This window comes from Thermostichus vulcanus str. 'Rupite', from assembly GCF_022848905.1.
Taxonomy (GTDB): domain Bacteria; phylum Cyanobacteriota; class Cyanobacteriia; order Thermostichales; family Thermostichaceae; genus Thermostichus; species Thermostichus vulcanus_A.
Map to the genome: position 1 here is coordinate 1 of NZ_JAFIRA010000050.1, position 23,374 is coordinate 23,374.

19 protein-coding genes and 1 pseudogene are annotated in these 23,374 nt (G+C 56.7%); 15 read left to right on the top strand and 5 right to left on the bottom strand.

Annotated elements, in window-relative coordinates:
* The 9 genes and pseudogenes from JX360_RS14865 to JX360_RS14905 form a co-directional block, all read left to right on the top strand.
* A pseudogene (locus JX360_RS14865) lies at nucleotides 1–567 on the top strand (pyridine nucleotide-disulfide oxidoreductase); the annotation flags it as partial.
* Nucleotides 568–652: 85 nt separating this feature from the next.
* Entirely contained in the window at nucleotides 653–1,915 is a 1,263-nt protein-coding gene (gene trpB, locus JX360_RS14870) for a tryptophan synthase subunit beta (RefSeq protein WP_244352468.1), read from the top strand.
* An 18-nt stretch (nucleotides 1,916–1,933) separates the two neighbouring features.
* Nucleotides 1,934–2,650, top strand: a complete 717-nt coding sequence (locus tag JX360_RS14875; protein ID WP_244352470.1) for an AMMECR1 domain-containing protein — start codon at nucleotides 1,934–1,936, stop codon at nucleotides 2,648–2,650.
* Nucleotides 2,640–3,380 (top strand): pantothenate kinase, encoded by a 741-nt coding sequence (locus JX360_RS14880; RefSeq protein WP_244352472.1) that lies wholly within the window; start codon nucleotides 2,640–2,642, stop codon nucleotides 3,378–3,380. Before JX360_RS14875 ends, JX360_RS14880 begins: the two co-directional genes overlap by 11 nt.
* A 46-nt stretch (nucleotides 3,381–3,426) precedes the next feature.
* The gene (aroC, locus tag JX360_RS14885) at nucleotides 3,427–4,578 is read left to right on the top strand and encodes a chorismate synthase (protein ID WP_244352474.1); all 1,152 of its coding nucleotides are present in this window, start codon (nucleotides 3,427–3,429) and stop codon (nucleotides 4,576–4,578) included.
* A gap of 160 nt (nucleotides 4,579–4,738) precedes the next feature.
* Complete coding sequence (locus JX360_RS14890; RefSeq protein ID WP_244352476.1) at nucleotides 4,739–5,467, top strand: transposase; 729 nt, start codon at nucleotides 4,739–4,741, stop codon at nucleotides 5,465–5,467.
* Nucleotides 5,468–5,511: 44 nt separating this feature from the next.
* Nucleotides 5,512–6,897, top strand: a complete 1,386-nt coding sequence (radA, locus tag JX360_RS14895; RefSeq protein ID WP_244352478.1) for a DNA repair protein RadA — start codon at nucleotides 5,512–5,514, stop codon at nucleotides 6,895–6,897.
* 199 nt (nucleotides 6,898–7,096) lie between these two features.
* On the top strand, nucleotides 7,097–8,380 hold the full coding sequence (locus tag JX360_RS14900; RefSeq protein WP_244352480.1) for an ABC transporter substrate-binding protein: 1,284 nt from the start codon (nucleotides 7,097–7,099) through the stop codon (nucleotides 8,378–8,380).
* Nucleotides 8,373–9,278, top strand: a complete 906-nt coding sequence (locus JX360_RS14905) for a carbohydrate ABC transporter permease (protein ID WP_244352509.1) — start codon at nucleotides 8,373–8,375, stop codon at nucleotides 9,276–9,278. The genes JX360_RS14900 and JX360_RS14905 overlap by 8 nt, the downstream gene beginning before the upstream one ends.
* Nucleotides 9,279–9,350: 72 nt before the next feature.
* Here the strand turns inward: JX360_RS14905 and JX360_RS14910 are convergent, their stop codons facing one another.
* The 3 genes from JX360_RS14910 to JX360_RS14920 all read right to left on the bottom strand — a co-directional run bounded on the left by JX360_RS14910 (nucleotide 9,351) and on the right by JX360_RS14920 (nucleotide 13,057).
* Nucleotides 9,351–10,619 carry a class I SAM-dependent methyltransferase gene (locus tag JX360_RS14910; RefSeq protein WP_244352482.1) on the bottom strand — a complete coding sequence of 423 codons (1,269 nt, stop codon included), beginning with the start codon at nucleotides 10,617–10,619 and terminating at the stop codon, nucleotides 9,351–9,353.
* A gap of 303 nt (nucleotides 10,620–10,922) precedes the next feature.
* Nucleotides 10,923–11,942, bottom strand: coding sequence for a DUF3326 domain-containing protein (locus tag JX360_RS14915; protein WP_244352484.1), 1,020 nt, complete (start codon nucleotides 11,940–11,942; stop codon nucleotides 10,923–10,925).
* Complete coding sequence (locus JX360_RS14920; RefSeq protein WP_244352486.1) at nucleotides 11,939–13,057, bottom strand: metallophosphoesterase family protein; 1,119 nt, start codon at nucleotides 13,055–13,057, stop codon at nucleotides 11,939–11,941. The genes JX360_RS14915 and JX360_RS14920 overlap by 4 nt, the downstream gene beginning before the upstream one ends.
* A gap of 205 nt (nucleotides 13,058–13,262) precedes the next feature.
* Between JX360_RS14920 and JX360_RS14925 the strand changes: the two genes are divergently transcribed.
* From JX360_RS14925 to JX360_RS14940, 4 genes are all read left to right on the top strand, one after another.
* On the top strand, nucleotides 13,263–13,871 hold the full coding sequence (locus JX360_RS14925) for a hypothetical protein (RefSeq protein ID WP_244352488.1): 609 nt from the start codon (nucleotides 13,263–13,265) through the stop codon (nucleotides 13,869–13,871).
* A 208-nt stretch (nucleotides 13,872–14,079) separates the two neighbouring features.
* The gene (locus JX360_RS14930) at nucleotides 14,080–15,138 is read left to right on the top strand and encodes a CobW family GTP-binding protein (RefSeq protein ID WP_244352497.1); all 1,059 of its coding nucleotides are present in this window, start codon (nucleotides 14,080–14,082) and stop codon (nucleotides 15,136–15,138) included.
* An 80-nt stretch (nucleotides 15,139–15,218) separates the two neighbouring features.
* Nucleotides 15,219–15,545: a hypothetical protein gene (locus tag JX360_RS14935; RefSeq protein WP_244352500.1), complete on the top strand. Its 327-nt coding sequence runs from the start codon at nucleotides 15,219–15,221 to the stop codon at nucleotides 15,543–15,545.
* Between the two features lie 2 nt (nucleotides 15,546–15,547).
* Nucleotides 15,548–15,769, top strand: a complete 222-nt coding sequence (locus tag JX360_RS14940) for a hypothetical protein (RefSeq protein ID WP_244352502.1) — start codon at nucleotides 15,548–15,550, stop codon at nucleotides 15,767–15,769.
* 97 nt (nucleotides 15,770–15,866) lie between these two features.
* Here JX360_RS14940 and guaA read toward each other — a convergent pair whose 3' ends face one another.
* Both guaA and JX360_RS14950 read right to left on the bottom strand, forming a co-directional pair.
* Nucleotides 15,867–17,417, bottom strand: a complete 1,551-nt coding sequence (gene guaA, locus JX360_RS14945) for a glutamine-hydrolyzing GMP synthase (RefSeq protein WP_244352517.1) — start codon at nucleotides 17,415–17,417, stop codon at nucleotides 15,867–15,869.
* Between the two features lie 441 nt (nucleotides 17,418–17,858).
* On the bottom strand, nucleotides 17,859–19,859 hold the full coding sequence (locus JX360_RS14950; protein WP_244352504.1) for a DNA polymerase III subunit gamma/tau: 2,001 nt from the start codon (nucleotides 19,857–19,859) through the stop codon (nucleotides 17,859–17,861).
* 124 nt (nucleotides 19,860–19,983) lie between these two features.
* Here JX360_RS14950 and pstS point away from each other — a divergent pair, with 124 nt between their 5' ends.
* A complete protein-coding gene (gene pstS, locus JX360_RS14955; RefSeq protein ID WP_244352505.1) occupies nucleotides 19,984–21,072 on the top strand; it encodes a phosphate ABC transporter substrate-binding protein PstS in 1,089 nt (362 codons plus the stop codon).
* A gap of 322 nt (nucleotides 21,073–21,394) precedes the next feature.
* Nucleotides 21,395–23,290, top strand: coding sequence for a molecular chaperone DnaK (gene dnaK / locus JX360_RS14960; protein ID WP_244352507.1), 1,896 nt, complete (start codon nucleotides 21,395–21,397; stop codon nucleotides 23,288–23,290).
* The last annotated feature ends 84 nt before the right edge of the window (nucleotides 23,291–23,374 follow it).

Below are 23,374 nucleotides of genomic sequence, written 5' to 3' on the forward strand. Positions count from 1 at the left end.
AATGCCAAGCTGCAAACCAGCAACCCCCGTATCTATGGCTGTGGCGATGTGATTGGGGGGCCTCAATTTACTCATGTGGCCGGCTACGAAGCGGCAGTGGCCCTGGTGAATGCCCTGTTTTTACCTGTCAGCAAAGCCAGTTACCGCGTCATTCCCTGGGCCACCTTTACCGATCCGGAACTGGCTCGTGTCGGTCTGACCGAAAGCGAAGCCCAACAGCGATACGGCGAAGATGTGATGGTGCTCAAGCAGGAGTTTGCCGAGGTGGATCGGGCCCAAGCGGAAGCCGCCACGCTGGGGTTTGCCAAGTTGATCTGTCGGCGCAACGGCCAGATTCTGGGAGCTCACCTGGTCGGAGCCCATGCCGGGGAACTGATCCACGAAGTGGTATTGGCCATGAGCCACAAACTGCCCGTCTCAGCCCTGACTGGGATCCACGTTTACCCCACCCTCTCGGAAGTCAACGCCAAAGCCGCCCTGCAACACAAGAAGCAAACCTTTGCCGCCAATACCCGCCTGCAAAACCTCCTGCAGGGATTCTTTGCCTGGAGGCGCGCTTGGAGCTAAATCTCCCTGTGGGGGTTGGGCTTTTCCTCTCGTAGAATGGGGGAACTCGTCCCGTCCTGTTGAACGTTGATTCGGATCCTTAGGTATGACTCAGACCCCGCTTGCACCTCGCGTTAACGCTGCTGCTTTGGATCCGCACCTACGCCCCGATACCCAAGGACGCTTTGGTCAATTTGGTGGCCAGTTTGTGCCAGAAACCTTGATGAGTGCCCTGACGGAGCTGGAGCAAGCCTTTGAGCAGCACTGGGGGGATCCCAGCTTTCGGGCGGAGTTTCAAAGCCTCCTACGGGATTTTGTCGGTCGGCCCAGTCCTCTCTACTTTGCCCGGCGGTTGACGGAGCACTATGGCGGCCCTCAGATCTACCTGAAGCGGGAAGATCTTAACCACACCGGCGCCCATAAGATCAACAATGCCCTCGGTCAAGCCCTCCTGACGGTGCGGATGGGCAAAAAACGGGTGATTGCGGAGACCGGTGCTGGACAACATGGTGTAGCCACCGCAACGGTTTGTGCCCGGTTCGGCCTAGAATGCGTCGTCTACATGGGCGTGCTGGATATGGAGCGGCAGGCCCCGAATGTGCAACGGATGCGCATGTTGGGGGCAGAGGTGCGGGGGGTGGAATCGGGCACACGTACCCTTAAGGATGCCCTGTCGGAGGCGATTCGAGATTGGGTGACCAATGTAGAAACCACCCACTATGTCATCGGTACTGTGGCGGGGCCTCACCCTTATCCAAAGCTGGTACGGGCTTTTCACGATGTAATCGGCCAGGAGACGCGGCAGCAATGCCAGGAAAAATGGGGTGGACTGCCGGATGTGCTGCTGGCCTGTGTGGGTGGCGGATCCAATGCGCTCGGTCTGTTTAATGAGTTTGTTCGGGAGCCAACGGTGCGGCTGATCGGCATTGAAGCAGCAGGAGAAGGGATCCAGACCTCTCGCCATGCAGCGACCCTGACTCGGGGACGGGTGGGCGTGTTGCACGGGGCGATGAGCTATCTGCTGCAGGATGAGGAGGGTCAGGTGCAAGAGGCCCATTCCATCAGCGCCGGATTGGATTACCCCGGTGTTGGGCCGGAGCACAGCTACCTCAAGGAGATAGGCCGAGCTGAATACTATGCCGTCACCGATGACGAAGCGGTAGAAGCCTTACTCATGGCCTCACGTCTAGAGGGGATCATCCCCGCCCTGGAAACGGCCCATGCCTTTGCCTACCTGGAAACCTTGGCGCCCCAGCTCGGCCCTGAACAGCGGGTGGTGCTCAATTGCTCCGGGCGTGGGGATAAGGATCTGAACACGGTGTTCAACTATTTGCGGCAGCGGGGGCGCAGCTTGACCGAGAGTCTTTAACGTGAACGGGATCCGCCTGTGGTGCCCATCTTCAAACCCCCTTTCACCACGATTCGCTGGCTGTTGGGCGGCCTGTGTGTGCTCTTGGCTTTGGGGTTAGGGCTGTTAACCGGATCCCGGCCAGGGATTTCAGAGGAGACGGCCCTTGTCTCTCTGACTTTGCCGCCGGATGTGGATTTGCCGGTTGATGCCTCGCAGCTCTCCTCCCGCCCCCACCAACAACCTCTTCCTGAGACCCTACCGGCGCTGGCCCGGCAAGCGATCGCCCACTACTTCGCCACCGGCCAACTGCTGCCTACTCCGGAGGGGATCCCACCCCATTGGCGGCGCTCTGCCGGAGTCTTTGTAACCGTCAGTACCCACCGGCAACCGCGCGGCTGTTGGGGCAGTTTGCAGCCCAGCAGTAGAGACTTGGCTACCGCCACGATCCGGGCGGCGGTGGGGGCCGTAAGTCGAGATTGGCGCTATGTGCCCTTGCGAGCGGGGGAGTTGGAGACAGCTTCGATTCAGGTGGCTATAGTGCGGCGGGTGGTGCCCATTGTCTCGGTGGAGGGAGTGGATCCCACCCGCATGGGCCTGTTTATCCGTTCCGGAACCCAAGGGGCGGTGTTGCTGCCGGGGGAGGCCCTGACCCCAGAGTGGCAACTGGCCACAGCCAGACGCTGGGCCGGGATCCCTGCCGAGCAACCGGTGGAACTGTTTCGGGTGGAGGCGGATCTGCTGCATGAGTTTTGAGGGGGGGACAGACGGTTGGTTGGCAGCAGTGCTGGGGAATACCCATGTGCGTTGGGGCTGGTTTCAGGGGCAGACTTTGGTGGGAGTTGAGTGTTTCCCGGCTCAGCAAGGGTTGTCCTGGCCGGAAGATACGGAAATTTGGCTGGCTCAGGTGGGATCCACCCCTTTACCAACGGGGTTGGTGCACCCGGTGCAGTTGCAGGATATCCCTCTGCAAAAGCTCTATCCCAGCTTGGGGTTGGATCGAGCCTTGGCCCTTTGGGCTGCTGGGATCCACTACGGCTGGCCCTGTTTGGTGATTGATGCCGGTACAGCCCTGACCTTGACGGGAGCGGATGGAGCGGGATCCCTGGTGGGAGGGGCAATTTTGCCCGGGCTGGGGTTGCAAGCTCGATCCTTACGGGAGCATACGGCCCGGCTGCCGCAAGTGGACTGGGATCCCGACCCGGCTCTGCCGCCCCGTTGGGCCAACGACACCCCGACTGCCATCCGCAGTGGCATTGTCTATACGCTGCTAGCGGGGTTGCGAGACTTCATCGCCGACTGGCGCCAGACCTTCGCCAAGGGGCCGGTGCTGCTGACCGGCGGAGATGGAGAGTGGCTGTATTCCCATCTCCAAAACCGCGCAGCCGATCCAAACCTGCGTTGGGATCCCCATCTGGTGTTGTGGGGGATCGCCCAGTGCCGTCGGCTGAAACACCTGGCCAGGAACCCGCTGAGGATAAAATAAGACTCCTGCTGATAAGTACCACTTCCGCTGACACGACAAGGATCCCATGGCCAACGGTAACTGCTTCGGTGTTTTGTTTTCCATAACCACCTACGGCGAATCTCACGGTGGGGCGGTCGGTGTGGTGGTGGATGGATGCCCACCGCGCTTACCCTTGACGGAGGCAGATATTCAAGCGGAACTGGATCGGCGGCGACCGGGCCAAAGCCACATCACCACGCCCCGCAAGGAGGCGGATCGCTGCGAAATTACCGCTGGCGTTTTTCAAGGGCTGACCCTGGGTACGCCGATTCACATCATGGTGCGCAACCAGGATGCTCGCCCGCAGGACTACAGCGAAATGGCAACAACGTTTCGTCCTTCCCATGCCGATGCCACCTATCAAGCCAAATACGGGATCCGCAACTGGCAGGGAGGAGGGCGCGCCTCAGCCCGGGAAACCATTGGTCGGGTGGCAGCAGGAGCGATTGCCAAGAAAATTTTGCGTCTAGCGGCGGGGGTAGAGATCCTGGCCTATGTGCAGCGGGTGAAGGATATAGAGGCCCAACTGGATCCCGCCCAAGTCACCCCAGAACAGGTGGAAGCGAACATTGTCCGCTGTCCGCATCCGCAGGTGGCAGCCGCCATGATCCAGGCCATTGAAGCTGCCGGTCGAGAAGGGGATTCCTTAGGGGGGGTGGTGGAATGTGTGGCGCGTCATGTACCCCGCGGTCTGGGATCCCCGGTGTTTGACAAACTGGAGGCAGACTTGGCCAAGGCGGTGATGTCTCTGCCGGCGAGCAAAGGCTTTGAAATTGGTTCTGGATTTGCCGGCACCTACTTAACAGGCAAGCAGCACAACGACGAGTTTTACATGACCCCTTCCGGGTGGCGCACCCGCAGCAACCGCTCGGGTGGGGTACAGGGGGGGATTGCCAACGGAGAAGACATCACGTTAAGGGTTGCCTTCAAGCCCACAGCCACGATTCGGCAGGCCCAAAACACCGTCACCCTCGACGGAGAAGACACTGTTTTGGCCGCGCGGGGTCGGCATGATCCCTGTGTGTTGCCACGGGCGGTACCGATGGTGGAGGCGATGGTGGCCTTGGTGCTTTGCGATCATCTGCTGCGGCATCAGGCCCAATGTGGATCCCTGAATTTACCAGAATGGGAAGGTTCTCGCTTCAATGCCTCAGAAACGGCCCAAGCCCTAACTTAAACCGGTATTGCCTGTCAGCTAACGCAGCAGGAGCCCCGCGCTCTCCCGGAGGGGTTCGCGTAGCGTGCCGTAGGCATAGCGTCGGGAGGAATGCAAGTTCAACGTGCTCCGCACCAACGAACATACAGACAACCCTATTCTGATGAGATACAATAGGACTATGAACCAAGTCCTGACTATCTCCTGTAAGCTCAAGGTGTCCAAGTCGCAAGCCACAAAACTGGATGCAACCCTGGAGGCTTTTGGGCAAGCGCTGAACTGGGTGAACCAGAACACGCCGGAAAAGATCGTCAACGCCGTCAAGCTCCAATCCCTTTGCTATTACCAGATTCGCAACCGCTTTGGCTTGTCGAGCAACTTGGCTCAACAGGTGTGTCGTCGAGTGGCGGGCTCTCGCAAGGTTGCTAAACAAAAGAATCGCCCAGTCAAAGCGTTCAAAGCTGGCTTTGTCACCTACGACGCTCGGATTTTCTCGTTTCGGGAGAAGGACTGGACGGTTGCCTTGACAACCGTGGAGGGACGTGAGCGGTTTGGGTTGGCCATCGGCAACTACCAGCGGGGGATGCTCAGAGGTTCTAACCCCAAGTCTGCCACCTTGGTGAAGCGCCAGGATGGTTCCTACTACATCCAAATTGGTCTGGAATCGGAGCCACCTAAGCCGCATCCCGACCAGTCGTACCGGAAGGGTAAGCAGTTCCAGTGTGGGCATTGTGGTTGGTATGGGGATGCAGACTTTAACGGAGCCAAGAATATTCGTGCTCCGCACCGCTGGCGCGACCAAGCAATCGGGGCGCTCGTAAACCGTCCTGGAGGTTCCTGGTTATCTTGCCAGATAACTGGAGGGCTACTGAAAGCCTGCGCTCTACCCGCTAGGGTCAGCGTCGGGTAGTTTACCAGATACTCTAGGAGGAGGCTGGGATCCCCCTCAACGCAATGGCCAAAGCAAAAACCGTCTGGGAATGTAGCAACTGCGGCGAGCGTTACCCGAAATTTTTGGGTCGTTGCGAAAACTGCGGCTCCTGGAACACGTTATCGGAAGTTGTCGTTGCCCCGGCACCCAAATCTCCCCGCGCCCAAGCCCTCACCCCCAAATCCAACGGGATCCCTCAGTCCGCCCTCCCGATTACCCAAGTACGACCGGATGATCACCCCCGCCTGGCTTCTGGCTATGGGGAGTTCGACCGCGTGTTGGGGGGAGGCATTGTTGCTGGATCCCTGGTGTTGATCGGTGGGGATCCGGGCATTGGCAAAAGCACGCTGCTGCTGCAAACTGCCGAACACCTGGCCAAGAGTGGGCCTATGCTCTATGTCTCAGGGGAAGAATCGGCACAACAAATTAAACTGCGGGCGGAGCGCTTAGGAGTGGGATCTGAGCAGCTTTACCTCTTGGCTGAAACCGATCTGGAGGCGATTCTGCTGGAGATCCAAGCGTTGCAACCCCAGGTGGCGGTCATCGACAGTATCCAGGCCATTTTTTGGGGACAAATCACGGCAGCCCCAGGATCCGTTTCCCAGGTGCGCGAGTGTACCGGTCTGTTGATGCGAGCCGCCAAAAAATGGGGGGTGGCTCTGCTGATTGTGGGTCATGTCACCAAAGATGGATCCCTGGCGGGGCCGAAGGTGCTAGAGCATTTGGTGGATACGGTGTTGTACTTTGAAGGGGATCGCTTTCAAAGTCATCGTCTGCTGCGCTCCGTCAAAAACCGCTTTGGGGCCGCCCAGGAAATTGGGGTGTTTGAAATGGCGGAATCGGGCTTGGTGGAGGTGGAAAATCCCTCGCAACTGTTTTTGAGCAGCCGCGATCAGGCCACGCCAGGTACCGCTACTATCGTCGCCTGTGAAGGCACTCGCCCCCTCGTGGTGGAAGTGCAGGCGTTGGTCAGCCCCACCAGCTACAGCTCGCCCCGTCGTACTTCTACGGGTATTGAAATGAACCGCTTCTTGCAGATCTTGGCGGTATTGGAAAAACGGGTCGGGATCCCCCTCTCCAAATACGATGCCTATATCGCCTCCGCCGGTGGCATCAATGTGGCCGAGCCGGCTGCCGACTTGGGAGTGGCCGTGGCCGTGGCCGCCAGCTTTCGGGATCGGTTGGTGGATCCCTTCACCGTTTTGATTGGGGAAGTGGGCTTGGGGGGGCAGGTACGCCCTGTCTCTCAACTGGAGCAACGGCTGAAGGAAGCCAGTAAGCTGGGGTTCCGTCACGCCATCATCCCCAATAGCCCCGTGATGTCAGATTATGGACTGCGCCTGAGCCGGGTGAATCGGGTTCTAGAAGCCCTGATCGTTGCTTTGCCCAGTTCCGAGGGATCCGAGTGAACTCCGAGAGTCAACTGCCCCAGCCACAAGGGGATGGGGGTTTCCCGGCAATTCTTGTAAAACAACTTGTAAAACAAAGTATTACCGATTTTGAACCTTTGGCAACCGATGGCCACGGCAATTGACTGGGCAGACAACCTTGGGCAAGGGCACCAGCAGCCTAGGGGTAAAATAGCCTCACCTGAGGTCGGAGAACGCTGTGGTGATAATCCCATCCCGTCGTCGATTTTTGCTTGGTTCCGCCGCTCTGCTACTGGGTGCCTGTGGTGCCAGACAAGTGGGGCCCTCTGATGGGGGAGATGGGATCCGCCTCCGCTTCTGGACGATGCAACTGAAACCCACCTTCGAGGACTACCTAAACCGGGTGATCGTTGACTTCCAAGGTCAGTACCCCGATACCCGTGTGGAATGGGTAGATGTGCCCTGGGGGGAAATGGAAACCAAGATCCTGACGGCGGTGGCCGCCAACACGGGCCCAGATGTGGTTAACCTCAATCCGCTTTTTGCCAGTAAACTGGCCGAACGAGAGGCTCTTCTTGATCTAGAGACACAGGTCTCTGCAACAGAGCGAGCCGCCTATTTCCCTAACCTCTGGCAGGCCAATCAACTGGTGCGGGCTGGATCGGCTGCCGCGATCACTTTTGGACTGCCCTGGTATGTGGCCAGTGACATTACCCTCTACAACCGGGCTTTGCTGGAAGAAGCCGGCTGGGATCCCGACCGTCCCCCTGGCACCTACGCGGAACTGGCTCAGATGGCTCCACTAATCCGGGAGCGCACCGGCAAGTACGCCTTCCTGCTGACCATGGATGGATCCCAGGTCTTGGAGGCGATGGTGCAGATGGGGTTGTCCCTGCTGGATGAAGAAGGAAAAGCAGGGTTCGACAATCCGGCGGGAGAAGCGGCTTTTGCCTATTGGGTGGAGTTGTTTCAGTCGGGTGGGATCCCACGGGAGGTGCTCACAGAGAGCCACCGCCGGACTTTGGAACTGTACCAATCGGGAGAACTGGCCTTTTTGCTCACTGGGCCACAGTTTCTACGGCAAATCCAAGAAAATGCCCCCGATATTGCCGCTGTGACGGATGTGGCCCCACAAATTGCCGGCTCCGATGGACGCGTCAGTGCGGCGGTGATGAATGTGGCCATTCCCAAAGCTACCCTTTATCCAGAGCGGGCGGTGCAACTGGCTCTCTTCCTCACCAATGCCCAGAACCAACTGGAATTTTCCCAACTGGCCAATACCCTACCCTCCACAGTGGCGACGGCGGCGGATCCCTACTTTACGGGCACAGCCGCAACGGTATTGGACAAGGCTCGCCTGGTCAGTGCTGCCCAACTGGAGCGTTCGCAGGTGTTGATCCCCCCGGTAGAAGGCTTGGCGGATTTGCAGAAAATCATCTACGAAGAGTTGCAACGGGCAATGTTGGGAGAAAAGTCGGTGCAAGTGGCGGTACGGGATGCGGCCCAGCGCTGGAATGGATAAAGAAGGCCCAGCCCAACGAGCCTGGCAGCAGTTCTGGATCCCTTTTGGCCCCTATGGATTTGTCCTGCCCGCCCTGCTCCTGATGGGGATCGCCACCTTTTGGCCGATGCTGCAGGCTCTCTACCTGAGTTTGACCCGCTATGACCTCCTCAGTACTCCCACCTGGATTGGTCTAGAAAACTACCGCCGCCTGCTGTGGGATCCCCTCTTTTGGAAAGCATTGGGAAATACGCTGCTCTACGTGGCTTTGGTGGTGCCGCCCCTGGTGTGGCTGCCGCTGGGATTAGCGATTTTGGTGAATCGGCCTTGGCCTGGCATTGGACTATTTCGCTTGCTCTATTACCTGCCGGTGGTGTTTTCGGTGGTGGTGGCGGGCTTGGCCTGGCGCTGGCTGTATGCGGAAAATGGCCTACTGAATCACATTCTTTCGCTGGTGTTGGGACATGCGGTGCGGATCCCATGGTTAACGGATCCCCGCTGGGCTTTGTTTTCCGTGAGTTTGGTCACCATCTGGAAGGGCTTGGGCTACTACATGGTCATCTACCTGGCGGGGTTGCAAGGGATCCCGACCCATTTGTACGAAGCCGCCGCTTTGGATGGAGCCAACCGCTGGCAACAACACCGCTGGATTACCCTACCCCTGATGCGGCCCTATCAAGTGTTGGTGTTAATCCTTTCCACCATTGCTGCCATGAAGGTGTTTGAAGAAGTGTATTTGTTAACTCGGGGTGGCCCGGTGTACAGTACCCTCACCCTGGTCTACTACCTCTATGAGCGCGGGATCCGTGATTTGGAAATGGGCTATGCCTCGGCGATGGGGCTGGTGTTGTTTGGGGTGGTGCTGCTGTTGTCGTTGGGGGCCGTTCGGCTTTATTCCAGCAGAGAAGAGGGTCTTTGACCCCGTTTGGACAGGAGTCTGAGTGGCATGAACACCATGAAGAAGGTCACTTAGAAGAATGTCACTTAGATGTCACTTAGCGCCGGGATCCAACATCACAAACAAAAACTCCTCCAACCCCGTCAGGTAGGTAAGCACCTGTTCTTGGGCGGTTTCGGGTTCCAGCTTTTTGGCCTGGTTGGCTTGTTCAACTAGGGTGATCACTGGCGTTGGCCCCTGCAACAGGGATCCCAGCCAAGTCATCTGTTCGGGCAGAATTTTCAGGCGTCCGCGACTGGCCCCCGGCCAATTCATGGCAAACTCCAGCTTTTTTTCGTAGGCTTTGCCAAAGTTTTGCCGAAACTCTGGATTGTCGGCCAAGACCGGGTTCAGTTGTACCGTGCCCCCGAGCCAATCGGTATCACTCCAAGGGAACACGATAGAAGAACCGGGGTGCTCCGCCCAAAAGTCGATCAGGCGGTGGTTGGGGTAGATCAGCTCGTAAAAGTGGTTTTGGTCGGCAGGAGACAGTTTATCCAGCTCGGTCTTAAGCCACTCAGGCATTTCCTTGAAAAGCAGAGCGGGATCCCAGTCGGAGTAGTCCACCAAGCAGACCAGCCCCAGTTCCGCTTCCTTGAGCATGCGCATCAGGTCAGGGATGAGGAACCCCTTGTCGCTGGGCAAGAGGTAGTTGGCGCGCATGTTGGTGTCGTCTTTGTAGATCTCAGGGTTCCAGCGCAGAGCCGCCCGCGCTTCATCAGAGACGAGGTTGTTCATGAATTCCCGCACCAAATTTGAGGCTTCCGGGGTGGGCAACTCAAATAACCCCAACAGTTGAAACGCCTTCTGCATGCGGAAGATCACTTCCCGCTGGTAAGCATGGTGGAGGTTGGCCCGCAGGATCCCGTCAGGTTTTAAGACCCGTTTGAGAACTTTTAGGCCCGCCACCGGGTCATCCAACAGATAGAGCACATCGTTGAGGCTGATGAAGTCAAACTGCAGCCCCAATTGTTCCAGGTCAAACAGATTGAGGGCGTGCAGCTCCACATTCACAAAGCCGTGGTAGCGCAAGCGCCGCTCCGTCACCCGCACGGATTCGGCAGACAGATCGCAGACCACCAGCCGTGCTCCAGGGTTGGCCTCTGCCAAAATCAGGGTCTCCCAACCGGAACCACAGCCGGCATTTAAGATCAGGGATCCCTCGCTGGGAACAATAGCACGGGTACGGGCATATTGGGCCGTGGTCAGGCTCATGCGATACAACCCGTCTAGGGCTCCCCGGCCTGAAGTGGAGATGGGTACGTTGGGGTAAGGGAGTTCTTCGTACAGTTGCCGGAGAGATTCCGTAGAGCTGCTGGCCATGGGATCCACCGTAGGGGAAGTTGTTCCTTAGAGCTAATTAGAGATTACAGCCCTTTCATGCTCCGCAGTCGCGTGTCGCGTAGCATTAGCGTTGCGTAGCAACAATGCCTACGGCAGGCTGCGCCACCCCTAAAGTGAACGCGGGTTTACGACACCAACAGTGGTGCCCCTAACTTATTTCAAAAGATTTCAAAAAAAGTTGGCATACTCCGCACCGCTGTCACGAGGGGGATTAACCCCAGGTGACTCGTGTTGGGACCGCCATGACCCTCTGGGTCGTGCGGAGACTGACTGGGAACGAGCTCACCTTTCCAACCCAACCGACGGCAACGCTACCCCGGCTTTGTGAGCCACTATCGCACCAACAGCCTCCAGATAGGAGTTGACCTCCACGTAAGGGATCCCTAACTGGCGGGGATGAACTTGCATCACGGTGGTATTTTCCCGTACAGCAATGAACAGAGGAGGCTTGGCTCGACTGGCCAAATGCAACAACCCCGGCCCTCCAAAAGCGGTCGCTGGGGCAATGACGCTATCCACCTGCTCAGACTGAATATCAACCGGTTGGGCTGGATGGGGGACGAATTGCGGCGCATAACTCAACCCCGCCAAAACCGATGGCAAAAAGGTAAACCCCACCTCTTCAGCCGCAGCACGGGGATGAACAGGTTTCGGATCCGCTTCGCCATAAAAGGCGGGGGCATGGGCACAAGGGATCTGCAACTGCCGCACCACCAAATGACTCACGATCGCCTCCACACCCGCCAGTGGATCAACCCCTATCCCCTGCTCGTATTGGCTAAAGTCGAGATCGTCCGGAAAGCGAGCCACCACCGCAATCGCCTCTGCCCCGGCGCTCAACAGGGCTTTGGCCGCTGCTAACAGCACATCCGGATGAGCTAGGGATCCCTGACTGGCCCCAGAAGGGGAATGGCCAAGGGAAAGGCCCAAAGGTTGAGAGGTGATGCGCCAGGGACCAATATCCAACCCCAGGGTGGCTTGGGCTGCCTGGATGACATGAAGGTGCCGTTGTTGCAGATCGGCAGGGATCCCCGCATCCAACACCACCCCAACCTGGTTTTGGCGCACAGGCCGCAGATGCCATCTCCCAGCACAAAATTGATCCAAGCCATACCCTTCCACATAGAGCACATTCTGCATCGGCCAAAACAAGCTGGCTCCGTTCAACACATTTGGATGGGTGATCAAGCAATCCACGGTTGCTGCCAACGTACGGGCTATGGGTAAAGCATCTCCGGCAAAACCGCCAATACGCGCCCCAATGCCGGTGGGAATCAACAGAAGGGTCGTGTAAGGTTTCACACGCGACTAAGCTTGCGACGAGGTTGCAGGTGCAACTGGGCACAGTTATCCGGTGGACAGCGGAAGGAGCGACTGAATCGCTGTAGGAATCGGCCCGCAGGCTGCGGAAACTGAGGAAAATGTAGCTCCGGATCCCCTGCTGCCAACTCAGCCCAGAAATATCGCAATTGGGGAGCCAAGGCTTCCGCCTGTTCGAGCGGCAAATGGAAAGGAGAAGAGGTGAGAAATTTCACCATCAAGGGTTGACTGCGCTGACCCATCCACTCCCGCGAGAACTCTTGCAGATGGGGCCAATCGGGCAGGGATGTCACTCGATAACTTTCGATATTCACCTGGATCCCGGCTTCAGGATCAGAAGGCTTCGACTGGATATCAATGACTCGGTAGGGATGGGGAAAACTGACCAAGGAGCCGGTAGTGATGTCGTATACACGGTTGCGCTGAGCAATATGCTGCATGTGCAAATGTCCGGTGAACACCAACTGCACGCCATAGGTCTGCAACAGCCGCCGCAACTGGGAGGCATTCCGTAGCATGTAGCGCTGCCCCCAACTGTGTAAGGATTGCCCCCGCAAATGCTCGACCACATTGTGATGCACCATCAGCAGCACCAGGTCTTCCCCTGCTGCCACCAACTCCTGCTCCAACCAAGTCAGTTGCTCCGGTTGTAAGCCGCCGACCAAGTGGCCTTGGGCATCAAAATCATTGGAATTAAGTCCAATCAAACGTACCCCTGGCAGCAGCACACGGCTGTAGTCCAAGGCTTGTTCATCTTCATAGCCAAAGGCTCGGTAATAGTGGGGAAAATCCGCCAGACCAATGGAACGGCCATCTGCCAGGAGGTGAGGCACATCGTGATTGCCCGGTACCACATAAGCAGGAAAAGGAAGCTGGGACAATCGCTCTGCTAGCCAGGCATGGTTTTCAGGCTCCCCATGTTGGGTGAGATCCCCAGGCAGAAGCAAAAAATCCAGCTCCAACTGAGCGAAGTGCTGCAAAACTTGCTCCAAGGCCGGGATGCTCACTTCCCCCAAATGGAAGCGACTGGGATGATCCCAAACGGTGGAGGGAATGGCAATGTGGGGATCGCTCACCACCCCGAAGCGAATGTGCACGGGTTCATCACCTATCTTGGAATCCTCAGCTATGATAGCCCCGCCTTTGGGCGGTCTTTCACGTCCTCTTCACAATGTCCCTTTTAGGATGTGACCAACCCCAAGAGTTCAGCAAGCCTTGATCCCCCATCGGCTTGGGGCCGCAGATGTCTTCTGACAGACTGCTTTTACAGGGGTTGTTCTTCATTTTCTCAAGGAGGTGCTCATGAAGCGAGCAATGTCCTTACTGGCTTTTCTCACCTTGACTCCCGCTTTGTTGGTGGCTTGTCAACCGGCTCCCGAGCAGTCTGCTGTGAACGACGGCACTTTCGAGGATCCCTTGACCCGTCCTGTAGATCCCGATTTAACCGCGCCTGTGGATCCGCTGGGATCCCCGCTGGATCAACCTCAAGCTCAAGAGCCCATGGTTCCCGCCCCTGAAACCTGGGTTGGCCAGGAAGACCTGGATCCCACCTTTCAGGCGGAAGGTCAGGATATGGTAACGCTGCAAGTAGCGGCTCTAGAAGCCAACGGGGAGCAAATCGAGCTGGATTTGATCGTCACCAATGAAAGCGAAATCTCGGTGGCCCTCAATGCTACAGAATCTGGCTTGATTTTGGTGGATGATTTGGGCAATACCTACGCCCTTGCCACCCCCGAAGAGAATCCCGAGCTGGAAATTGACCCTGCCAGCGACTGGGCAACACGCTTGGTTTTTGAGGGAGATCTCCCTGAAGAGGCTCAATTCCTGACGTTGATCACCAACTTTGGCCCCGAACCCGATTTGCCGGAGCAGCCCAAACTGACTCTGCCTGGGATCCCTGCCCGCAGCTAAGGGGATGCGTGGGGTCTAACCACGCTCAGAGTTACGGATCCTAATTCACTCACAACAGTTCTTTTGGGATCCTGATCAGCGCTGATCGGGATCCCTTTGTGTTGTCTGGGCATGAAAGATCCCGGGTGCTGGCCAGTTTGAGGTTCGTCTTGGGCTAGAGGGTGAGGATAAAGTGGAAGAGTTCCTCTACCGGATCCTTAGTTCCTCCATGACCACAACCATCGAAGTGCCCAAAAGGGGCCTCCCCGTCACCATTATCACGGGCTTTTTGGGCAGTGGTAAAACCACCCTGCTCAATCACATTCTCAACAACCAACAAGGGATGCGCACGGCGGTGCTGGTGAACGAGTTTGGTGAGATCAGCATTGACTCGGAACTGATTGTCTCTAGCGAAGAAGACTTGGTGGAGCTGAACAACGGCTGTATTTGCTGCACGGTGCGTGACGATATTGCCGAGAGTGTGCTGCGGCTCATGGAGCGTTCCGACAAAATTGACTATTTGGTGGTGGAAACCACTGGGTTGGCGGATCCCTTGCCGGTTGCTCTGACCTTCTTGGGGCCGGAACTGCGAGATCTGACACGGCTAGACTCGATTGTCACCCTAGTGGATGCCACCAACTTTGCTCCTGATCTATTCAACAGCGATGTCGCCTATAGCCAAATTGCCTATGGGGATGTGATTCTGCTCAACAAGACCGACCTGGTGACGGAGCCGGAACTCCAGCGTCTAGAAAAGCGAATCCGCGAAATCAAGGAAGATGCTCGCATTTTGCGCTCCACCAATAGTGCGGTGCCATTGGAGCTGATTTTGGATACAGATCTGTTCCAGGCCAGTGCCTTACCCCAAGCAACGGCGCATGACCATCCCGACCCCGATCACAGCCATGATCATGAGCATTGTGACCATCCCGACCCCGATCACAGCCATGATCATCATCACCATAACCACATCGAAGCTGAGGGCTTTAACTCGCTAGCGTTTGAGAGTGACCAGCCTTTTTCTCTGGATGCCTTCCAAAACTTCCTGAATGAGTTGCCGGATGCGGTGTTTCGGGCAAAAGGGGTATTGTGGTTCAGCGAAAGTCCAGAACGACACATTTTCCACCTCAGCGGTCGGCGCTACACCCTGAGCAGTGATGAATGGCCGCGCCAGCCCAAAAACCAGTTGGTGTTAATCGGTCAGCACCTGGATACCGCCCAGTTGCGAGAGAAGTTGCAGGCTTGTATTGCTCGTCCGGTCACGCAGGGCAAGGGGTTTGGTCGCTAAGGTCATTTGGAGTTCCAAACCTGCCGGGATCCAGTCCAATCGCTTGGATAATGAGGCTGTGAGGTGATGGCACTCCGATCATGTCTGACATCTTCGTGATGATCCGCAACCAGGCCAACAATGCCCTGACCTCCATCGATGGGATCCCTTTCCTCAGCTTTTTGGAGCGCAACGGACAACTGATTGCCGAAGAAACCATCGAGTTGATCTACGCTGATGCTGGGTTTGATGACCTGCCGATTGGAGAATACACTGTGGGGGTATGGCATGAACGGGTGGAACCGCCAAAAGCCATCTGCCCGGTGGAAATTAAGGCTGCCGACGAAGTTGTGTTGGTAACATTTGTATACTTGGAGCCCGAACGGGTTCTTCTTAATATTCAGCGCTTAGTGGAAAAGAGGTTGTAGTCATGACCGTCAAAGTGATCCCCTCGCGCTCGATCAAGGCCTTTCGCTATCGGGTGTTTTGTTTGGGGCAGGATCTCTGGAATGCACGGGATCCGATCAGCCGGGCCAACCTGGCCTTACAACTGGCGGATGCAGCCACGACTTTGGCCCGAATGGAAGTGCAAGCGGCCCAGCCCCTCAGTTCAGGTGACTCTTATTCTCTGCCAGATGCGGGCAATTTATAAAAAATAAAAATTGTGAAAAAAGGGATCCCTGCCTAATTTCTGGCGACAGCGTATCCTGAGCTGGAAGGGTTTCAAATTTCAGGTGAGAAAGTTTGGGTCATTCCCACTCGATCGTGCCGGGTGGTTTGGAGGTGATGTCGTAAACGACGCGGTTAACGCCGGGCACCTCGTTAACAATCCGGTTAGAAATCGTGGCCAGTAAGTCATAGGGCACGCGGGCCCAATCTGCCGTCATGCCATCCTCGCTGGTGACCAACCGCAACACCACCGGGTAGGTATAGGTGCGTTTATCCCCCATGACCCCCACCGAACGTACATCCGGCAGCAACACCGCAAAGGCTTGCCAAAGTTTGGGATAGTAGCCAGAACGGTTGATCTCCTGACGCACGATCATGTCAGCATCCCGTAGGATTTCCAGCCGCTCCTTGGTGACCTCACCAATAATTCGGATCGCTAGCCCCGGCCCTGGGAAAGGATGTCGGCGTACGATCTCTTCCGGTAAACCCAAAGATTGCCCCAGTTGACGCACTTCATCCTTAAACAGCTTGCGAAGGGGCTCCACCAACTTAAAGCGCAAGTTTTTGGGCAAACCACCAACGTTGTGATGACTTTTGATCTTGACGGCAATACGTTCCCCGGTAACCGGATCCACATTGGTATTGGCGGATTCAATCACATCCGGGTAGAGGGTTCCTTGAGCCAGGTACTCGAAGGGGCCTAGCCGTTGCGACTCCTCCTCAAACACGCGGATAAACTCCGCCCCAATGCGTTTGCGCTTTTCTTCGGGATCCGTGATGCCTTGCAACTGCTTCAGAAAACGCTCCTGCCCATCCACATAATTGACGGGGATGTGAAATTGCTCCTGGAAAAGACGCAACAGCCGCTGCGGTTCTTCCTTGCGCATAAACCCCTGGTCGATGAACATGCAGGTGAGCTGGTCACCAATGGCTCGGTGCAACAAAAAGGCCAAAGTGGAGCTATCCACCCCTCCAGAGAGAGCCAGCAACACTTTTTTGTCTCCAACACGGGCGCGCACCTCCCGAATCGCCTCCTCGATAAAGGCCTCGGTGGTCCAAGTGGGTTCACAGCCGCAGATGTGATAGACAAAGTTGCGAATCAGAAAGGCCCCTGCCTCGGAGTGGGCCACTTCCGGATGAAACTGCACCCCGTAAAGATGCCGAGTCGGATCCGCGATGGCGGCACAGGGGGTATTGTCGGTGTGGGCCAACGGATGAAATCCTGCGGGCAACTCCGTTACAGAATCCCCATGGCTCATCCACATGATGCTGTTGTCCGGTAGGTTGGTGAGCAGATCAGTGGGATCCAAAATATGAAGAGCAGCGCGGCCATATTCCCCTTTTTCAGCTGCCTCTACCTTGCCCCCCAACTGTTGCACCATCAACTGCATGCCGTAGCACACTCCCAGAACCGGGATCCCCAAGTTCCAAATCTCGGGGTCACAGACAGGAGCACCTGGATCGTAGACAGAGTTGGGGCCACCGGAGAGGATGATCCCTTTGGGTTGCAGTTGCTGCAATTGTGCAGCGGTGGTGCGATAAGAGAGAACTTCTGAATAAACGTGAGTTTCCCGAATGCGGCGGGCGATCAACTCGGAATACTGGGATCCAAAATCGAGAATAACGATCATCTGACGCTGCACCTGCACTGGGGTAGGAGGCAGACTGGGATCCAAACTGGAATCTAAGGTATGTGGATCTAAGGTTTGTGCTGGGGTGATCACAGGATCTTCTCAAGGTGCAGAATCAAATCCATCAGAAGTCAGGGTTCCGATAAGAAACTTAACTTCTTCTGATTTCCTCATCCTAGCAGGGATACAGCCTTTCATAAAGGCCTCCGCGAAACCGTATCCCCTTGTGGGTTGAGAGGGATAGGAGAGCTTGGCTCCCCGTATGAGTTCGGTCAATCCCGGCGAAATCGACACACAATCTTTGCAGTCCACAGACAACCCTTCTGATAGATGTATGAAGCAGGAAATTGAACAAGGGCGAGCTTGAGAAGCCTATGCTGCACCCGCAGGGTCAGCGTCAGGAGGATGTCACCTTTCTCTGTTTTTCTTTATTTCAGAACATCAAAACGGGAGATCTTCCTCTTCTTCTGCCGGAGGTGTTCTCACCCTTGATGAGAGGGGTACAGCAGGAGCCAATGGAGGCTCGGCGACCTCTTCAGGGAATTCCGTTGGGGATCCCTCTGCTTCCACAGCTTCCAGGGTCTGAAGATCAGGGGATCCCAGCACCCCCTCTAAATCCACCAGGCTGCCGTTGAAGTGTTCGGCAAAGCGACGGGCCACCTCTTCAAGCTCATCAATTTTGGTTAGGGCAGCACGACCGGGGGTGGGCGAAGGATCCGATTTGGACAAGCTTTGTAAAGGTGAAGGACGCTCAGATGGGGGATCCATCGGCTCTGGCTTTTCTGGGCTAGGGGTGCGAGGTGGGGATCCCTGTGTAGGAGATGCTGGCGCTGTGTCACGACTGGAAGTGGTATGAACAGCTTCGCCAGACCGTTGCACAATCAGATTGAGCCGCACGGAACGCTGCAACAGGCTTTGTAACACTGAGCGCAGTTCCGACTCTTTGCCCCGAACTTTTTCTGCCAATCCCTTGCTGGGAAAAGCTAGCGTGATTTCTTCGGGGGTCTCTTGGTGTAAATGGCCGGATACCATCAGGGCTTTGGTAACGGGAGAGAGCCGTTTCAAAAACTCATCCCAACGGGGCCGCAGCAGATTCACCGGGCTTTCTGGCAGTTTTGGTGGTTTCGGCTCAGGGGAGGCTGTCGCAGTTGGAACGGGATCCCTTTGGGTAGAGGGTGGCTGTGGGAGAGGAGTTGTAGCAACAGGTGGTACGGATACAGACTCTTTGACAATCGGCGCAGTTGCAATCGGGGCGGGGATAGGTTCGGTTTTGGGGAGCGGTAGGCCAACAGTCGCAGGAGCCGTTTCTATATTTCTCAGATTGAGCTGACCCACCCCGTCCGGGTACCACAGCCGCAACAAATCCATCAGAGCAATTTCCAACCACAGGCGAGGTTGTCCACTCTGGCGAATTTGTGGTTCACACTGGCGCAGATGGCTCTGGGCCGCCAAGAGGATCTCGACCGAGTAGTTGGGGGCACGCTCTCGTAAGGCTTCCCAAGTGGAATCCGTCAGGGCCACCAATTCTCGCTGCTCCGGAGCGGTTTTGATCAGCAGAAGATCCCGATAAAAGCCCACCAAGTTTTGTACCAAGACCAGAGGCTCTTTACCGTGCTCCAACAGTTGCCGCGCTTGAGTCAGCACCCCTTGAGCATTCTGAGCCGCCAGCGCATCGATCAAATCCAGCAGATGCCGTTCCGGGATCGCCCCGACCAAATCCCAAACTGTTTCTGGTGTGATGGTTCCTTCTAACAAGCTGAGTTGATCCAACAAACTTTCCGCATCCCGCAGCCCCCCTTGAGACAGTTGCGCCACCAGTTGCAGCGCCTCAGGGGTGATCGGGATCCCTTCTTGGGTGGCGATCTTTGCCAGATGATCCACCATATCCCTGAGGGGAATCCGCCGGTAATCGAAGCGCTGACAGCGGGAAATCACCGTCGGCAACACCCGCTGCGGATCGGTAGTGGCCAACACAAACACCACATGGGCGGGAGGTTCTTCAAGGGTTTTCAGCAAAGCATTGAAGGCTGCATTGCTGAGCATATGGCATTCATCAATCACATAAACCTTGTAGCGGCTGCTCACCGGGGCAAACTGAGCCCGTTCAATCAGCTCGCGGATGTTGTCCACGCCAGTATTGCTGGCAGCATCGATCTCGATCACATCCAAGGAGGATCCACCTGTGATCGCGCGGCACTGACTACAGACCTGACAGGGATCCGCCGTCGGCCCCCGTTCACAATTCAAAGACTTAGCCAAAATGCGAGCGCTGGAGGTTTTGCCTGTGCCGCGTGGCCCACAAAACAAATAGGCAGGCGCAATGCGCCCCAAGCGGATGGCATTGGCCAAGGTTTGAACCACCGCCGCCTGACCAACCACATCTGCAAAGCGCTGCGGGCGATATTTGAGATGGAGGGGTTCGTAGGCGTTACTCTCAGCCATTCAAGAACTCCATCCCATGATGGTGAGCCAGTCTATACCAATTGTGGCTCAACTGAATCCAGCCGCTTGACATCCCGAATTGCCAAAGCCAAGGATCGGGGCAGTGACACCGGAGAACTGCGTCATGGTGAATCTGCCCCGTTTTCGTCGCCGAGGATTGTTGCTATCTTTGCTGGCCACCACCGCCACCTTGAGTGCTTGCCAAAGGGGATCCCGTTCTGAGCAGCCGAGCGGCCAGGATCCCGCCACTCAGACCCGTAGCAGCGTTTTGTTGATCAACGGGGCAGGAGCAACTTTCCCGGCTCCCCTTTACCTGCGCTGGTTTGCCGACTATCGCCAAGTGGATCCGCAACTGGAAGTGAACTTTCAGCCTGTGGGCAGTGCCGCCGGGATCCGCCAGTTTATCGATACCACTGTGGATTTTGCCGCTAGCGATGTGGCCATGACCGATGCCGAAATTGCCGAAGTGGCGCGGGGCGTGGTGATGATCCCGATGACGGCGGGCAGCATTGCGGTTGGGTATAACCTGCCAGGGATCCCCTCCGGGTTGAAGCTCTCCCGCTCGGTTTTGGTGGATATCTTTCGCGGTCGCATCACCGCTTGGCGGGATCCGCAAATTTTGGCCCTGAACCCCGATCTTGACCTTCCCGACCTACCGATTGAAGTGTGCCATCGCTCCGATGGCAGTGGCACGACGGACACTTTCACCCGCCACTTGGCCGCCATTGATCCAACTTGGGAATCCGAAATTGGGGTGGGGATGTCTTTGGAATGGCCGGTGGGCATTGGCGTTAAGGGGAATGAGGGCATGAGTGCCCAAATGCTGCTCAGCGAGGGAGTGATCGGCTATGTGGAATCTGTCTATGCCCGGGATCTGGATTTGTCGGTAGCAGCCCTAGAGAACCGATCCGGCCAATTTATCCTACCTACCCCCACCTCCTCCGCTTTGGCCCTGCAGGAGATAGAGCTACCCGAGAACCTACGCGCCTTTATCCCGGATCCCGCCGGAACAGAAGCCTACCCGATCGTCACTTATACCTGGATTTTGGCCTATCGCCAGTACCCGGATCCCGACATGGCAGCCGCTTTGCGAGAAGTCCTGAGTTGGGCTTTAACCCACGGACAAACCCTGGCAGAAGAATTGGGCTATCTTCCCCTTTCCGAAACCGTAGTTGCTCGCAGCCTAGAAGCCGTTCAACTCATCCAAAGCTAGGAATCAACCAAAATCTCAAGGAACATAAGGAACAACCCCTTAGGGATCCCTTGTGCAGTACCCGCTCCCCCTCAGTAGGTGCATCAGTCAGCAGGCACATCAGCAGGTACGGAGATCCGTAACTGGCCTGCAATCCGCCTGCCGGAAATGGGCGGCATTCCCGCCCTGGATGGGATCCCGGGCTGGCTAGGATCAATCCAGAAAATGGTTAGCCACTGCATCAACCATTGCATGAATTGGATGCCTGCCCAAGCTACTCCACACAGCGGATAGGCTAGCGGCGGTAACCCAGGTGACGTACTAAGAGGAGAACAAGAAGCCGATGGGAAAAGTCGTAGGAATTGACTTGGGCACAACCAACTCGGTTGTGGCTGTGATGGAAGGGGGTGTTCCCACCGTCATTGCTAACGCGGAGGGATCCCGCACCACCCCTTCGGTGGTCGCCTTCACCAAAGACGGGGAGCGGCTGGTGGGTCAAATGGCCCGCCGCCAGGCGGTGCTGAACCCCGAAAACACCTTTTACTCCGTTAAGCGATTCATTGGACGCAAATACGATGAGCTGAATGCCGACTCTAAGCGCGTTTCCTATCGGGTGTTGCGGGACGAGCGCGGCAACGTCAAGCTGTCTGCCCCTCGTCTGAACAAAGAGTTTGCCCCGGAAGAAATTTCGGCCATGGTGCTGCGCAAGCTGGCGGATGAAGCCAGCCGCTACCTGGGCCAGACGGTGACGCAAGCGGTAATCACGGTGCCCGCCTACTTCAACGACTCCCAACGGCAGGCCACCAAAGATGCTGGGAAAATCGCTGGGTTGGAAGTGCTGCGCATCATCAACGAGCCCACTGCGGCCTCCTTGGCCTATGGCCTAGACAAGCGAAACAACGAAACCATCCTCGTGTTCGACTTGGGGGGTGGCACCTTCGATGTGTCGGTGCTGGAAGTGGGAGATGGCGTCTTTGAAGTGAAGTCCACCAGCGGCGATACCCAGTTGGGTGGGGACGACTTCGACAAGAAAATTGTGGACTGGATGGCCGACCAGTTCAAGCAAATGGAAGGGATCGACCTGCGCAACGATCGTCAGGCCCTGCAACGACTGACAGAAGCTGCCGAAAAAGCCAAAATTGAGCTCTCCAGCGTTTCCGAAACCACTATCAACCTCCCCTTTATCACAGCGACTGCCGACGGGCCGAAGCACCTGGAGCTGAAGCTCTCCCGCGCCCAGTTTGAGAATATCTGTGCCGATCTCTTCGAGCGCTGCAAAGGCCCGGTCGAACAAGCCCTGCGAGATGCCAAGCTAACCAAATCCGACATCAACGAAGTGGTACTGGTGGGCGGCTCCACCCGCATTCCGGCAGTGAAGCAGTTGGTCAAGGATCTGCTCGGGAAAGACCCCAACGAAAGCGTCAACCCCGACGAAGTGGTGGCTGTGGGTGCTGCCATTCAGGCGGGCGTCTTGGCCGGTGAAGTTAAGGATGTGCTGTTGCTGGATGTGACGCCACTGTCCTTGGGGGTAGAGACCTTGGGTGGTGTGGCCACCAAGCTGATTCCCCGCAACACCACTGTGCCCACCCGCAAGTCCGAAACCTTCTCCACCGCAGAAGACGGGCAAACCTCTGTGGAGATTCACGTGGTGCAAGGGGAACGGGAAATGGCCCGCGACAACAAGTCTTTGGGTCGCTTCAAGTTGGATGGGATCCCACCCGCCCCTCGTGGTGTGCCCCAAATCGAGGTCACCTTTGATATCGACGCCAACGGGATTCTGAAAGTGACTGCCAAAGATAAGGGCAGCGGTAAAGAACAGAGTATCTCCATTACCGGGGCCTCTACTTTGGATAGCAAAGAAGTCGAGCGCATGGTTGCAGAAGCGGAGAAATTCGCTGCAGAAGACCGCGAACGTCGGGAAAAAATTGAGCGGCGCAACAAAGCCGATTCTCTGGCCTACCAAGCGGAGCGTCAGTTGAAGGAGCTGGGCGATAAAATCCCTGCCGATAAGCGCAACAACCTGGAAACCCTAATCCGGGAATTGCGCGACGCCATCCAGCGGGAAGACGACAGCACCATCCAAACCAAGGAAACCGCCCTGCAGGAAGCTCTCTATGCCATGAGCAGCGAGCTCTATCAGCAGCCGGGTAGCCCTGGCCCCGGCCCGGATAGAGATTCCGGTGGTGCTCCTGGGGGGAGCGACGATGTGATCGATGCTGACTTCACCGAAACCAAGTAAGTAGACCCGAAGGGATCCATTCACGGCCTTGGTCGGAGTGGATCCCGCCCTCAACCAAAGCGTTGATAATGGGAAGAGACGGGA